At 71.3% G+C, this 13,100-nt stretch carries 13 protein-coding genes and 1 pseudogene; 7 read left to right on the plus strand and 7 right to left on the minus strand.

Features of this window, described 5'->3' with window-relative positions; translation table 11 throughout:
- The 4 genes and pseudogenes from ACRDP3_RS13910 to ACRDP3_RS13925 form a co-directional block, all read left to right on the plus strand.
- A pseudogene (locus ACRDP3_RS13910) lies at window positions 1–644 on the plus strand (acetyl-CoA C-acetyltransferase); the annotation flags it as partial.
- Between the two features lie 106 nt (window positions 645–750).
- On the plus strand, window positions 751–2,679 hold the full coding sequence (locus tag ACRDP3_RS13915; protein ID WP_431517234.1) for an AMP-dependent synthetase/ligase: 1,929 nt from the start codon (window positions 751–753) through the stop codon (window positions 2,677–2,679).
- Between the two features lie 97 nt (window positions 2,680–2,776).
- A complete protein-coding gene (locus ACRDP3_RS13920) occupies window positions 2,777–3,244 on the plus strand; it encodes a GyrI-like domain-containing protein (protein ID WP_431517235.1) in 468 nt (155 codons plus the stop codon).
- Window positions 3,245–3,276: 32 nt separating this feature from the next.
- The gene (locus tag ACRDP3_RS13925) at window positions 3,277–3,711 is read left to right on the plus strand and encodes an ASCH domain-containing protein (protein WP_431517236.1); all 435 of its coding nucleotides are present in this window, start codon (window positions 3,277–3,279) and stop codon (window positions 3,709–3,711) included.
- A 22-nt stretch (window positions 3,712–3,733) separates the two neighbouring features.
- On the opposite strand, the gene ACRDP3_RS13930 is transcribed toward ACRDP3_RS13925, so the two are convergent.
- The 7 genes from ACRDP3_RS13930 to ACRDP3_RS13960 all read right to left on the minus strand — a co-directional run bounded on the left by ACRDP3_RS13930 (window position 3,734) and on the right by ACRDP3_RS13960 (window position 9,882).
- Window positions 3,734–4,987 carry a lipase family protein gene (locus tag ACRDP3_RS13930; protein ID WP_431517237.1) on the minus strand — a complete coding sequence of 418 codons (1,254 nt, stop codon included), beginning with the start codon at window positions 4,985–4,987 and terminating at the stop codon, window positions 3,734–3,736.
- Between the two features lie 102 nt (window positions 4,988–5,089).
- Window positions 5,090–5,965, minus strand: coding sequence for a TauD/TfdA dioxygenase family protein (locus ACRDP3_RS13935; RefSeq protein ID WP_431517245.1), 876 nt, complete (start codon window positions 5,963–5,965; stop codon window positions 5,090–5,092).
- A 269-nt stretch (window positions 5,966–6,234) separates the two neighbouring features.
- Entirely contained in the window at window positions 6,235–6,705 is a 471-nt protein-coding gene (locus ACRDP3_RS13940; RefSeq protein ID WP_431517238.1) for a thioesterase family protein, read from the minus strand.
- Window positions 6,702–7,688, minus strand: a complete 987-nt coding sequence (locus ACRDP3_RS13945) for a 3-hydroxyacyl-CoA dehydrogenase NAD-binding domain-containing protein (protein WP_431517239.1) — start codon at window positions 7,686–7,688, stop codon at window positions 6,702–6,704. The genes ACRDP3_RS13940 and ACRDP3_RS13945 overlap by 4 nt, the downstream gene beginning before the upstream one ends.
- A 42-nt stretch (window positions 7,689–7,730) precedes the next feature.
- Entirely contained in the window at window positions 7,731–8,621 is an 891-nt protein-coding gene (locus ACRDP3_RS13950; protein WP_431517240.1) for a 3-keto-5-aminohexanoate cleavage protein, read from the minus strand.
- A gap of 22 nt (window positions 8,622–8,643) precedes the next feature.
- Window positions 8,644–9,531, minus strand: coding sequence for a TetR family transcriptional regulator C-terminal domain-containing protein (locus tag ACRDP3_RS13955; RefSeq protein ID WP_431517241.1), 888 nt, complete (start codon window positions 9,529–9,531; stop codon window positions 8,644–8,646).
- Between the two features lie 147 nt (window positions 9,532–9,678).
- Entirely contained in the window at window positions 9,679–9,882 is a 204-nt protein-coding gene (locus ACRDP3_RS13960; RefSeq protein WP_344568023.1) for a cold-shock protein, read from the minus strand.
- 255 nt (window positions 9,883–10,137) lie between these two features.
- Between ACRDP3_RS13960 and ACRDP3_RS13965 the strand changes: the two genes are divergently transcribed.
- The 3 genes from ACRDP3_RS13965 to ACRDP3_RS13975 form a co-directional block, all read left to right on the plus strand.
- Complete coding sequence (locus ACRDP3_RS13965) at window positions 10,138–11,013, plus strand: menaquinone biosynthetic enzyme MqnA/MqnD family protein (protein WP_431517242.1); 876 nt, start codon at window positions 10,138–10,140, stop codon at window positions 11,011–11,013.
- An 85-nt stretch (window positions 11,014–11,098) separates the two neighbouring features.
- Entirely contained in the window at window positions 11,099–12,295 is a 1,197-nt protein-coding gene (mqnC, locus tag ACRDP3_RS13970) for a cyclic dehypoxanthinyl futalosine synthase (protein ID WP_431517243.1), read from the plus strand.
- 115 nt (window positions 12,296–12,410) lie between these two features.
- Window positions 12,411–13,100 (plus strand): demethylmenaquinone methyltransferase (locus tag ACRDP3_RS13975; RefSeq protein ID WP_431517244.1); only part of this gene is annotated, 690 nt, incomplete at its 3' end.

The following is a 13,100-nucleotide window of genomic DNA, read 5'->3' on the forward strand; positions in this document are numbered from 1 at the left end:
TCGTCGTCCCCTTCCGCGGTCTCGCCCGCGACCAGAACCTGCGCCCCGGCACCTCACCGCACAAGCTCGCCGAACTCAGGCCCGTCTTCGGCACCGACGGCCCCGAACCGACGATGACCGCGGGCAATTCCACGCCCCTCACCGACGGCGCCGCGACCGTGCTGCTCGCGAGCGAGGAGTGGGCGGAGCGGCACGGGCTCACGCCACTGGCGTACCTCACCGCGTACGAGACCGGAGCGGTGCAGTTCTTTGGTGAGCACGGCGTCGAGGGGAACGGCGAGCCGGGTGAGGACGGGCTGCTGATGGCGCCCGCGTACGCCGTGCCGCGGATGCTCGAGCGGGCCGGGCTCGGCCTCGCGGACTTCGAACTCTTCGAGATACACGAGGCGTTCGCCTCCCAGGTACTGGCCACCCTCGCCGCCTGGGAGAAGCGCGGTCTCGCCCCGCTGGACCGGGACCGCCTCAACGTCGCCGGTTCGTCGCTGGCCACCGGCCACCCGTTCGCCGCGACCGGCGCCCGCATCGTCGCCACCCTCGCCAAGCTCCTCGCCGAGCGCGAGGGCGCCGCGCCGGGCGCGCGCGGCCTGATCTCCGTCTGCGCGGCCGGCGGGCAGGGGGTGACCGCCGTACTGGAGCGGGCCTGACCGGTCAGCCCGCCGTTCCGCCTGTCCCGGACCCCCACTCCGACCCCTTCCGACCCCCACGCCGCCGCCGAGGTCCACCGAGGTCTGTCATGGAGAGGAGCCGCTCGTGCCGTCCCAGCCGGTAAGCGCAGCCGCAGCCGTAGCCCCGTCCCCCACGCTCGTCGAGCCGGACAAGGAGGTGGTGGCGGGCGTCGTACGGGAGGTCTCCGTGCCGCCGCTCGCCCGGGCGGTCACCCGCGGTTCGCTCGGCGACATCCCCTTCGTCAACGCCGTCGAGGCGCCGGCGGAGGCCGTTCTCAGCCGCAAGGCGGCGGACGGCCGCTGGGGCGATGTGAGCGCCCTCGAGTTCGCGCGGCAAGTGCTGGCCACGGCGAAGGGGCTGATCGCCGAGGGCCTGGAGGCCGGGGACCGGCTCGCCATCATGGCCCGTACGACCTACGAGTGGACCCTGCTCGACTTCGCGGGCTGGGCGGCGGGACTGGTCACCGTCCCGGTCTACCCGACCTCCTCCGTCTCCCAGGTCCGCCACATCCTGCGGGACGCGGGCGTGCGCGCCTGCGCGGTGGAGAACGTCGAGCAGGCCCGGATGCTCTCCGGTCAGCGGGGCAGCCTGCCCGGCCTGGAGCACCTGTGGCAGCTGGACACCGGCGCCATCCGCCAGCTCGCGGCGGCGGGCCGCGGCCTGCCGGACGAGGTGGTCGCGCAGCGGCGCGAGCAGCTGCGCCCCGACCACATCGCCACCCTCATCTACACCTCCGGCACCACCGGCCGGCCCAAGGGCTGCGTCCTCACCCACGGCAACTTCTTCGCCGAGGTGGACAACGACATCGAACTCCTGCACCCCGTCTTCAAGTCCGTCAGCAAGGACCCGGCCGCCACGCTGCTCTTCCTCCCCCTCTCGCACGTCTTCGGGCGGATGGTCGCGGTCGCCTGCATGCGGGCCCGGGTACGGCTGGGACACGCCCCGAGCATCCAGACCGACGACCTGCTCGCCGACCTGGCGGGCTTCCGGCCCACCTTCCTGCTCGGCGTCCCCTACGTGCTGGAGAAGGTCTACAACACCGGCCGCGCCACCGCCGAGAAGATGGGCCGCGCCTCCTCCTTCGACCGTGCCTCGCGCATCGCCCGGCGGTACGGGAAGGCGGTCGAGGAGCGCGAACACGGCGGCGGCAGCGGTCCCGGAGCCGGACTGCGGGCCGCGCGGGGCCTGTACGACGTGCTCGTCTACCGCCGCATCCGGGCCGCCCTGGGCGGCAAGTGCCGGTACGTCATCAGCGGCGGCTCGCCGCTGGGCCGCCGGCTCGCCGCCTTCTACGAGGGTGCGGGCATCTCCGTCTTCGAGGGCTACGGCCTGACCGAGACCACCGGCGCCTCGACCGTCACGCCGCCGCTCAAGCCGCGGCTGGGCACGGTCGGCTGGCCGCTGCCTGGCACGGCGGTACGGATAGCGGACGACGGGGAAGTGCTCCTGAAGGGCCCACACGTCTTCGGCGGCTACTGGGGCTCGGCGCGGCAGACCGCGGTGCCGGAGGCCGGCCCGGTACCCGGCGACGGCTGGTTCGCGACGGGCGACATCGGAGGGCTGGACGACGACGGTTATCTGACCATCACGGGCCGCAAGAAGGACCTCATCATCACCTCCAGCGGCAAGAACCTCGCCCCGGCGCCGCTGGAGGACTGGCTGCGCGCCCACCCCCTGGTCAGCCAGTGCCTGGTGATCGGCGACGACCTCCCGTACATCACCGCCCTGCTCACCCTGGAACCGGACGGGCTCGCGCACTGGCAGCAGATGCACAAGAAGCAGGAGCTGAGCATGCGGCAGCTCGTCGAGGACGAGGAACTGCGCGCCAACCTGCAACAGGCGGTCGACGGAGCCAACTCGACCGTCTCGCGCGCCGAGTCCATCCGCCGCTTCACGATCCTGCCGCAGGACTTCACCGAGGAGAGCGGCCACCTGACGCCCTCGATGAAGCTGCGGCGGGCGTCGATCGTGCGGGACTTCGAAAGGGAGATCTCGGCGCTGTACGAGGGGTGAGGGGTCGGGGCGGCGGCGCGGGGGCGCCCGGGCTGCCGCGAGGAATTCCGTATGGCAGGCTGGTCGGCATCAAACCGAACATCTGTTTGGAGAAGCGATGACCAGCAGCGAACCGGAACTGGCCGAAGTCGATCAGGTGACCACGGCTGTGGTGCGCGGCGTCGTGCCGATGGCCGAACTGCCGGGCTTCTTCGACGGCGCGTTCCGCCGGCTTCCCGAGACGATCATCGCTCAGCAAGCCGCCATACTCAGCCCGGCGTTCGCCCTCTACAACGCGCCTCCGGGGGAGACGGCCGACCTGGAGGTCGGCTTCGTCACCGACCGGCCGGTACGGGCGGAGGGCGACGTCGTCGCCGGCACCCGGCCCGCCACGCGCGTCGCCCGCATGACCCACTCCGGCACCTTCGACGGTCTCGGCGCCTCATGGGAGCGGCTCAAGTCGTGGATCGAGGCGCAGGGCCTGACGCCGGGGCCGGTGCTGTGGGAGGTCTACGTCACCCAGCCCACCCCGGACATGGACCCGGGCGACCTGCGCACGGAACTCAACTGGACACTGGCGGACTGACCGCGGTCGCGATGCGCGCATAGGGTGGGCGGATGACTGATCCCGCCACCTCGCTGCCCCGCGTCGAGTTCGCCTTTCCGGGCCCGCTGCGGGAGCAGCTCGTCGCCGCGATCCTGGACGGCACGAAGACCGCGACGACGGGGCTGCTGCGCGAGTACGAACATGACGGCGAACAGCTGCCGGTGGCGGGCGCCCGGTATGCCGTGATCGACTCCACGGCCGTGCCGGTCGCGGTCATCGAGACCACCGAGGTGCGCGTCGTACAGCTGGCCGAGGTGGACCTCGCCCACGCACGTGACGAGGGCGAGGGCCACGACTCGGTCGCCGCCTGGCGGACGGCGCACGAGGAGTTCTGGCACAGTGCGGAGCTGCGTACCGCCCTGGACGAGCCGGAGTTCACCGTGGACGACGCGACGCCCGTGGTCCTGGAGCGCTTCCGGCTCGTCGACGATCTCCAGCCCGCCTGACGCGGCGCCCGCGTCCCGCCGGTCAGCGGCCGCAGTCGCCCTGGGTGGCCTTGCCCTTGAAGCGGTCCGAGAGCCAGTTCATCGCGGGGATCGAGGCGAGGGCGGCCGTGGCCGCGTGCGGGGCGAGCGGGTAGCTCTTCCACTTCACGGTGTTGCCCTTGGCGCACCAGTCGGCGCGCAGCTGCTGCCCGACCTCGTACGGAATGATCTCGTCCGACTGCCCGTGGTAGAGGTAGACGGGGTGGCCGGGGGCCTTGGTGCCGAGCTTGTCCGCGTTGATGCGCTGCTGCCAGTCGGGCTGGTCGAGGGGGTTGCGCACGGTGACGTCCTCGATCTTCTTGTTCGCACCCGCCTCGGAGTTCTCGGCGACGCAGCCCTCCCGCATGATGCCGGCGATCCGCAGTCCCTCGTCGTTGAGGTAGGAGTCCAGGCCGAGTTCGGGGAAGGCCGCGTCGTGGCCGACCGCCGACATCAGTACCAGGCCCGCTTCCGCGTCGCCGTCGTTGTAGTCGGCGACCTTCGGCAGATCGGCCGGTACGCCGCCGCTCGCGGTGCCCTTGACCTTCAGCTCCGGCGCGTACGAGCTGTGCAGCTCCGCCGCCCAGCCGCTGGCCTGGCCGCCCTGCGAGTAGCCCATGATGCCGACGGGTGACTCCTGGGTGACGCCCTTCCGCTGTGCCTCGGGGAGGCGCTGGGCGGCGCGTGCGGCGTCCAGTACGGCGGTGCCGGCGGCGCGGCCGACGGTGTAGGTGTGTACGCCGGGCGTGCCCAGGCCCTCGTAGTCGGTGACGGCGACGGCCCACCCACGCAGCAACGCGCCCTCGATCAGGGCGGCTTCGACGGCCTGGCCCTTGGGGAAGTTGGCCGACGGCGCGCACTGGTCGCCGATGCCCACGGTGCCGACGGCGTAGGTGACCAGCGGACGTGGTCCGTCGTGGCCGCCCATGGGGATGAGAACGGTGCCGGAGACGGTGTTCGGCTCGCCATGGGCGTTGGTCGAGGCGTACGTGATCTTCCAGGCGTGTGTGGGGGTGGGCACACCCAGCGGCAGGCGGAACTCGGTGGGTTCGGCGCTGATGACGTCGCCGGGTCGCGCCGCCTGGGCCGCCTGGGCCGTCTGTGCGGACGTGGCCCGCTCGCCGGACGACGCGGTGGCGGCCGGGGCCGTGACACCGCCCGACACACACAGAGCGGCCACCGCCAGTGCGACGGTGACCGCTTCGGTACGGACGACTTCGGTACGCGGACCTCTTCTACGGTGCGGCAACAACTGCATGGGGGGTCTCCCAACGATCAGAAGTGCTGGGCTCGTTGAGAGGAAAGTACTGACGAGTCAGTATTTTTGCCAGAGGGCGCGCGCGCCGCGGTCGCGGTTGGCTCAGAAGGGCCGGTCGCCCGCGATGGCGACGCGTTCCGCGACGCGGCGGTGGGGGGCGTAGTCGTCGACGGCGTAGTGCTGGGTGGCGCGGTTGTCCCAGAAGGCGATGTCGCCCGCCTGCCAGCGGAAGCGCACCTGGTACTCCGGCACATGAGCCTGCCGGACGAGGTAGCCCAGCAGCTGGTCGCTCTCGGCGCGGTCCATCCCCACGATGTGCGTGGTGAAGGAGGTGTTGACGAAGAGCATCCGGCGGCCGGTCTCCGGGTGCCTGCGTACCACCGGGTGCTCGACGGGCGGGAACTCCTCCTGGAGCGGGATCAGCTTCTCGGGTCCGTAGAAGCGTGCGAAGCCGGGGATGAAGTCGTGCACGGCCACGGCGCCCTCGATGCGCGTCTTCACGGCGTCGGGGAGGTTGTCGTACGCGGCGGCCATGTCCGCCCACATCGTGTCGCCGCCCATCGGTGGCACCTCCCGCAGCTGGAGGACGGCGCCGAGAGCGGGACGTTCGCGGAAGGTGACGTCGGCGTGCCACACGTTCTCGAAGGTCGGAGTGGCGCCGGCGCCCTTGTCGAAGCGGACCACCTCCTCGGAGGAGCCGCGCGCCAGCAGCGGGTTGGTCTCCAGCTCACCCCAGTGGGCGGCGAACGCGCGCTGCTGTGCGGAGCTGATGCCCTGGCCGCGGAAGAAGAGCACCTTCCACTCCAGCAGCGCCCGGTTCAGCTCCTCGCGGAGGGCGGGCTCAAGTGGCTGGGACAGGTCGGCGCCGCGGATCTCGGCGCCGATGATCCGGCCTTGCGGGACGACCTCGATCTGCTCGTACGGGCGCTCCGGCCGGCCCTCGGGCAGCCGGCGCAGGGCGCGGCGGCCCTCGTACATCCCGTACTCGGGCACGCGGGCGGCGCGCAGGGAGGGGCCGGACTCAGCGGGGCTGGAGACAGGGGTGGAGACAGGCGTGGCGGTCATGGGGATCTGATCCTTCACTTCGGCGGTCGGTCAACGGGTGGCTGCTCGGCGTCGTGCCGTACGCGTACGCAGCTATCGACCGGACCGCTCACACCCGCGCCGCCACGGGACGCCGAAGCGTCCACGGGCGGCGGGGGAGTGACGGATCATGTCCGCATTGTGGGTTCAGGGGCGGGGCACCGTCAAAGCGGGGCCGCCGGCACCGGGCCGATCGAGCGGCCCGCCCACCCCGGCGGCTGCTGCGTCAGGGCCGCGAGGCACTCGCGTACGGCCTCCGGGAACGGGGCGGCGCGGCCCGCCGTCTGGTCGACGTGGATCATGAGGAGCTCGGTGGTGGCGACGGGGTCGTCCCTATCGGGCACCCTCATCTCCAGCACGAGTCGTACCTTCTTCGCGTCGACGCCCAGCACCCGTGTGCGGACCGTGAGCTGGGTGCCCCCGGTGACCTCACGGAGATAGCGCACATGTGCCTCGGCCGTGTAGAGGGAGCAGCCGCTGCGCTCGCGGTACAGGGGCCCCATGCCGGTCTCGATCATCATCGCGTCCGTGGCGTTCCCGAAGACGAGGACGTAGAACGCCTCGTTCATATGGCCGTTGTAGTCGATCCACTCGGGCCGCACGGCTTCCCGGTGGTCCGGGATCTGCTCGCTCACGTGGTTCCTCCTCGTCCCTGCAGCCGTCCCGTCGCCCGCAGCACATCGATGACGCCCTGGTCCCGCTCCGCCACGAGCTGCGCGATGGTGCGGCCTTCGGCCGCCTCCTCGCAGCCCTCGACCATCGCGGTACGCAGCGACGCGTCCAGTTCCGGCGCCTCCAGCCGCGTCCACGGCGACTTCAGCGACGGGCCGAAGTGGTCCAGCATGTGGCCCATGCCGCCCTCGCCGCCCGCGAGCGCGAAGGTGAGACAGGGACCCATGAACGCCCACCGCAGCCCGGGGCCCTCGGTGACCGAGTCGTCGATCTCCCGTACGGTCGCCTCGCCGTTGGCGACCATGTGCAGGGCTTCGCGCCAGAGCGCCTCCTGGAGACGGTTGGCGATGAAGCCGGGCAGTTCGCGGTCCATGGTGATGACGGACTTGCCCGCCACCTCGTAGAAGCGCGACGCCCAGCCGACCGCCGCCGGGTCCGTACGCTCCCCGCCGACGACCTCGACCAGCGGAATGAGGTACGGCGGGTTGAAGGGATGGCCGACGAGCAGCCGGCCGGGGTCGGCGACGCCGTCCTGTTCGGGCTGCATGTCGGTCATCGGATAGCCGGACGTGGAGGAGGCGATGACGACACCGGCGGGGGTGGCCGCGTCGAGCCGGGCCAGCAGCTCACGCTTGAGCTCCAGCTTCTCCGGGGCGCTCTCCTGCACGAACTGCGCGTCCGCGACGGCCTCTTCGAGGGTGGGCAGGACGGTGAGCCGGTCCGGCGAGGCGCCGTCGGCGAGACCGAGCTGCTCCAGGGCGGGCCAGGCGGCCGCGACCAGGCGGCGCAGCTTCTCCTCGGCGTCGGGTGCCGGGTCCCAGGCGGTGACGTCGTAGCCACGGGCCAGGAAGTGTGCCACCCAGCCGCCGCCGATCACGCCGGCGCCGGCACAGGCGACGCGGCGTACGGCCTCGGGCGGACAGGGCGGTGGAGGGGTGGTGACCATGCTGGTTCCTTACGTTCGCTGCGGCCTGGGGACAGGCCGCTGTCAGCGGGGCTTGAGGCCCAGGCGCTCGCGGGCCTGGGCCGGGGTGGCGACCTGCGCGCCCAGCAACTCGGTGATCTGCGCGGCCCGTTCGACCAGCTGGCCGTTGGTTGCCTTGACGCCCTTGCTGAGGTAGAGGTTGTCCTCGAGGCCGACCCGCACATTGCCGCCGAGCAGGATCGACTGCGCGACCCAGGGCATCTGCATCCGGCCGAGTGCGAAGCTGGCCCACTGCGCCCCCGCCGGCAGGATGTCGACCATCGACTTCAGCACGCCCGGATCGGCCGGAGCCCCCCACGGGATGCCCATGCACAGCTGGAAGACGCTCGGATCGTCCAGCAGCCCCTCGGCCAGCAGCTGCTTGGCGAACCACAGCTGGCCGGTGTCGAAGATCTCCAGCTCCGGCCGTACGCCCAGCTCCTGGATGCGCTTGGCACCCGCACGCAGCATGTCGGGAGTGGAGACGTAGAGGTTGCTGCCGTCGCCGAAGTTCAGCGAGCCGCAGTCGAGGGTGCAGATGTCGGGGAGCAGGTCCTCGACGTGCGGCAGCCGCTCGAGGCCCCCGACGAGGTCGGTGCCCGGGAGGTGGGTGAGCGGCTCGTCGGGGTCGACGACCAGGTCGCCGCCCATGCCCGCGGTGAGGTTGATGACGACGTCGGTGCCGGTCTCCTTCACCCGTTCGACCACTTCCCGGTAGAGGCGGGGGTCCCGGGAGGGGGCGCCCGTCTCCGGATCGCGGACGTGGATGTGGACGACGGCGGCCCCGGCACCGGCGGCCTCCACCGCGGAGTCGGCGATCTGCCGGGGGGTGACGGGGACGTGCGGGCTGCGGCCGACGGTGTCACCGGCGCCGGTGAGGGCGCAGGTGATGATGACAGAGTCGTTCATGGGCATGAGGGTTCTCCTAGCGATGCTGCTACGCGGTGAGTTCGTTCTCGACGTGGGAGAGGAGGGCGGTGAGCATGTCCTCGGCGTCCATTCCGCCGGCCAGCAGCTGCGCGGCCAGCCCGTCGATCAGGGCGGTCAGGCGCAGGGCGCCGGACTCGGGGTCGACTGCACGGAAGACGCCCTGGGCGGTGCCGCGCCGGATCACGTCGGCGACGGTCGTACGCCACTGCCGGTAGTAGTCGACGTGCAGTCCTCCGACCGCCGTGGACCGGGCGGCCTCCGCCCACAAGTCCAGCCAGACCAGCCACTGCTGCCGCTGCTGCCGGGTCTGCGGCGTCTGCAGCTCGATCAGCCGGCGCAGCTCGCCGGCCGCGTCGCCCGCCGCCTCCGTACGGGCGGCACGCCGGGCGGTGTCCTCGTCCATGCACCAGCGCACGGCGGCTTCGAGGAGCTCGGCGCGGCCGGGGAAGTGGTAGTGGATGGCCGCCGTGCTCGTCGCGCACGCCTCGGCGATGTCGGCGACGCGGACGGCGTGGAAGCCGTGCTCGGCGATGAGCCGCACCGTCTCCCGGACGATCTGCAGCGGGCGGCCGCCCTCGGGTGGCGCGGCGGCGGTACGGGCGGCCACTGCCGGCCCGGGGGAGCCCCCGGTACCGGTACCGGGACCGGGACCCGTGCCCGTGCCGGAGCCGAGCAGCCAGCCGGCGTCGACGCCGCCCGCGTCGGCGATGCGGGCGAGTTCGGCGGCGGTGAAGCGCCGGGTGCCGCTGAGGGAACGCGAGAGCTTCGACGGGTCCATGACGATCCGCCGGGCGAACTCCCGCTGGCTGCAACCGGCTTCGCCGATCACCTGCCGTACGCGCACGGCCACCTTGCCGACGGCGTCCGTGACGCGGCTCCCGCTTTCTTCCTGCATGGGAGCTCACCGTAGGGATGCGTTGAGGAAAACGCAACACCGACTGATCCGACAGTCAGTACCTCATCAGCCGGCGGGGCGCGTCAGCAAAGGCAGGAGCCCCTGCCGGGACATCCCGGCAGGGGCTCCTTGGGTGGTGCACTCAGGTCACTGAGGGGTGACGTTCTCCGCCTGCGGGCCCTTCGGGCCCTGGGTCACGTCAAAGCTCACAAGCTGGTTCTCCTCGAGGGAGCGGAAACCAGATGCGTTGATCGCGGAGTAGTGGACGAACACATCGGGACCGCCGCCGTCCTGGGCGATGAAGCCAAAGCCCTTTTCAGCGTTGAACCACTTGACGGTTCCGGTAGCCATAAGCCCTCCTTGGGCCTATAAGGGTCGCCCTGCTCCCAGAACCCCGCTAAGAAGTCTCTGAAAACGACGAGAGCCCGCGGTTACATGCTCCGCAGGCTCTGTACTGCAAGGGAAACCAAACTGCAACTTGCGGCGAGCCTAGCACGGTGTCCACGTGCCGGGGAAGAGCAAACGATCTCGGTTGTGCACTGCAGGGTTACGCGCCCGCGCCGCCTGGCGGCCGATCGCCCGGCCGCCAGGCGTACGCTCCCGTGTGTGACTGTGCTTCCGAGGCTTCCGAGGTCCCGCCCCCGCGTCGGCCACATCCAGTTCCTGAACTGCCTGCCGCTCTACTGGGGCCTCGTCCACACCGGCACCCTGCTCGATCTGGAGCTGACCCGGGACACTCCCGAAAAGCTGAGCGAACAGCTGGTGAACGGAGATCTCGATATCGGGCCCGTCACCCTGGTCGAATTCCTCAAGAATGCCGACGAGCTCGTGGCGCTGCCGGATATCGCGGTCGGCTGCGACGGTCCCGTCATGTCGTGCGAGATCGTCTCCCGCGTGCCGCTGGACCAGCTGGACGGTGCCAGGGTCGCGCTCGGCTCCACCTCGCGCACCTCCGTACGGCTGGCGCGGCTGCTGCTGTCCGAACGGTTCGGCGTCGAGCCCGAGTACTACACCTGTGAGCCCGACCTGGAGCGGATGATGCGGGAGGCCGACGCCGCCGTGGTGATCGGCGACGTGGGGCTGCGGGCGTTTCTGCGCGAGCTGCCGGAGCCCGGCCTCGAGGTGCACGACCTGGGCCAGCTGTGGAAGGAATGGACCGGCCTGCCGTTCGTCATGGCCGTGTGGGCCGTACGCCGGGACTATCTCGCGCGCGAGCCGCGGACCGTGCACGACGTGCACCGCGCCTTCCTCTCCTCCCGCGACCTGGCCCTGGCCGAGGTCGCCAAGGTCGCCGAGCACGCCGCTCACTGGGAGGTCTTCGAACCCCCGGTGCTGGAGCGTTACTTCACCACCCTCGACTTCCGCCTCGGCCGGCGGCAGCTGGAGGGGGTCGCGGAGTTCGTCCGGCGCACCGCCGGCCAGGGCGGCACCGGTGACTATCCGGCGGACGTCCGGATCGCGTTGCTGCCGGCACCGGCCTGAGTACGGCGCTGGCGTACGCTGGCCAGGTCAGACCCGCCTTGGCCAAGAAGGGCCGACCAGCCACTACTTTCGGAGGGACGCCCCGGTGCCCGAGAACGCCGACCGTCAGTCCGTACTCGACCGCGCCGCCGACGGTGGCCGGATCAGCCCCGAGGAAGCGCTCGACCTGTACCGCTCGGCACCGCTGCACGCGCTGGGCGCCGCGGCCGACGCCGTGCGCCGCAAGCGGTACGCGGGTACGGAGCACATCGCGACGTACATCATCGAGCGGAACATCAACTACACCAACTCCTGCGTGACCGCCTGCAAGTTCTGCGCCTTCTACGCCTCACCCAAGAGCGAGGACGTGTGGACGCGGGACCTGGACGACATCCTGCGGCGCTGCGCGGAGACGGTGGAGCTGGGCGGCACCCAGATCATGTTCCAGGGCGGCCACCATCCGGACTACGGCGTGGAGTACTACGAGGAGCACTTCGCGGCGATCAGGAAGGCGTTCCCGCAGCTGGTGATCCACTCGCTCGGCGCGTCCGAGGTCGAGCACATGGCCCGGATCTCCGGCGTCACCCCCGAAGAGGCCATCCGCCGCATCCACGCGGCGGGCCTGGACTCCTTCGCCGGCGCCGGTGCGGAGCTCCTCCCGGCTCGCGCCCGCACCGCCATCGCCCCTCTCAAGGAGTCCGGCGAGCGCTGGCTGGAGATCATGGAGACGGCCCACAACCTGGGTGTCGAGTCCACCTCCACGATGCTGATGGGTACCGGCGAGACCAACGCCGAGCGGATCGAGCACCTGCGGATGATCCGGGACGTGCAGGACCGTACGGGCGGCTTCCGCGCGTTCATCCCGTACACCTACCAGCCGGAGAACAACCGTCTGAGGGGCCAGACGCAGGCCACCCTCTTCGAGTACCTGCGGATGATCGCCATCGCGCGGCTCTTCTTCGACAACGTGGCGCACATCCAGGGCTCCTGGCTGACCACCGGCAAGGAGGTCGGCCAGCTCTCGCTGCACTACGGCGCCGACGACCTCGGCTCGGTGATGCTCGAGGAGAACGTCGTCTCCTCGGCCGGCGCCAGGCACCGCTCCAACCGGATGGAGCTGCTCGACCTCATCCGCAGCGCGGACCGCGTCCCGGCCCAGCGGGCGACGACGTACGAACACCTCGTCGTGCACGACGACCCGGCGAACGACCCCGCCGACGACCGGGTGGTCTCCCACTTCTCCTCGACGGCGATCGCGGGCGGAACCGCGCACCCGGAACTGAACCTCATCGAGTCGAACTGATCCGCACCCGCTGACCTTCCGGAACGACTGTGTCCCCAGCGCGCCACACGGCTGGGGACACGGCCTTTCGTGCCCCCGCGGCGTCACCCCCGCGGGGAACCGCCACAATGGCCTGGTGACCCGCGCATCCCTGGACAAGCAGCCGCACGAAGTCGCCGCGATGTTCGACGACGTCGCCGCGCGCTACGACCTCACCAACGACGTGCTCTCCCTCGGGCAGGCCCGCCAATGGCGGCGGGCGACGGTCCAGGCCGTCGACCCGCGTCCGGGCGAACGCGTACTGGACCTCGCCGCGGGTACGGGCACCTCCGCGCAGCCGTTCGCGGCGGCCGGGGCGTACACCGTGCCGTGCGACTTCAGCACCGGAATGCTGCGGGAGGGCAAGCAGCGCCATCCGTGGCTGCCCTTCACCGCCGGCGACGCGACCCGACTGCCCTTCCGTGACGGCGCGTTCGACGCCGTCACGATCTCCTTCGGGCTGCGGAACGTCCAGGACACCGATGCCGCACTCCGCGAGCTGCACCGGGTCACCGCGCCCGGCGGCCGCGTCGTCATCTGCGAATTCAGCCAGCCCACCTGGACCCCGTTCCGCACCGTCTACACCGAGTACCTGATGCGGGCCCTGCCCCCGGTCGCCAGAGCGGTCTCCAGCAGCCCCGACGCCTACGTGTATCTCGCCGAGTCCGTCCGCGCCTGGCCCGACCAGCCCGCCCTGGCCGCCCGCCTCCAGCGTGCAGGCTGGTCGACGGTGGCGTGGCGCAACCTGACGGGCGGCGTGGTGGCCCTGCACCGGGGCGTACGGACC

The organism is Streptomyces sp. (assembly GCF_050698815.1).
In the GTDB taxonomy this organism is placed as follows: Bacteria; Actinomycetota; Actinomycetes; order Streptomycetales; family Streptomycetaceae; genus Streptomyces.

Coding starts and splice junctions, on each gene's coding strand:
- ACRDP3_RS13920 (WP_431517235.1), top strand. CDS start 2,777: ATGACCAGCAGCGAACCGGAACTGGCCGAAGTCGATCAGGTGACCACG.
- ACRDP3_RS13925 (WP_431517236.1), top strand. CDS start 3,277: ATGACTGATCCCGCCACCTCGCTGCCCCGCGTCGAGTTCGCCTTTCCG.
- ACRDP3_RS13930 (WP_431517237.1), bottom strand. CDS start 4,987: ATGCAGTTGTTGCCGCACCGTAGAAGAGGTCCGCGTACCGAAGTCGTC.
- ACRDP3_RS13935 (WP_431517245.1), bottom strand. CDS start 5,965: ATGTACGAGGGCCGCCGCGCCCTGCGCCGGCTGCCCGAGGGCCGGCCG.
- ACRDP3_RS13945 (WP_431517239.1), bottom strand. CDS start 7,688: ATGGTCACCACCCCTCCACCGCCCTGTCCGCCCGAGGCCGTACGCCGC.
- ACRDP3_RS13950 (WP_431517240.1), bottom strand. CDS start 8,621: ATGCCCATGAACGACTCTGTCATCATCACCTGCGCCCTCACCGGCGCC.
- ACRDP3_RS13955 (WP_431517241.1), bottom strand. CDS start 9,531: ATGCAGGAAGAAAGCGGGAGCCGCGTCACGGACGCCGTCGGCAAGGTG.
- ACRDP3_RS13960 (WP_344568023.1), bottom strand. CDS start 9,882: ATGGCTACCGGAACCGTCAAGTGGTTCAACGCTGAAAAGGGCTTTGGC.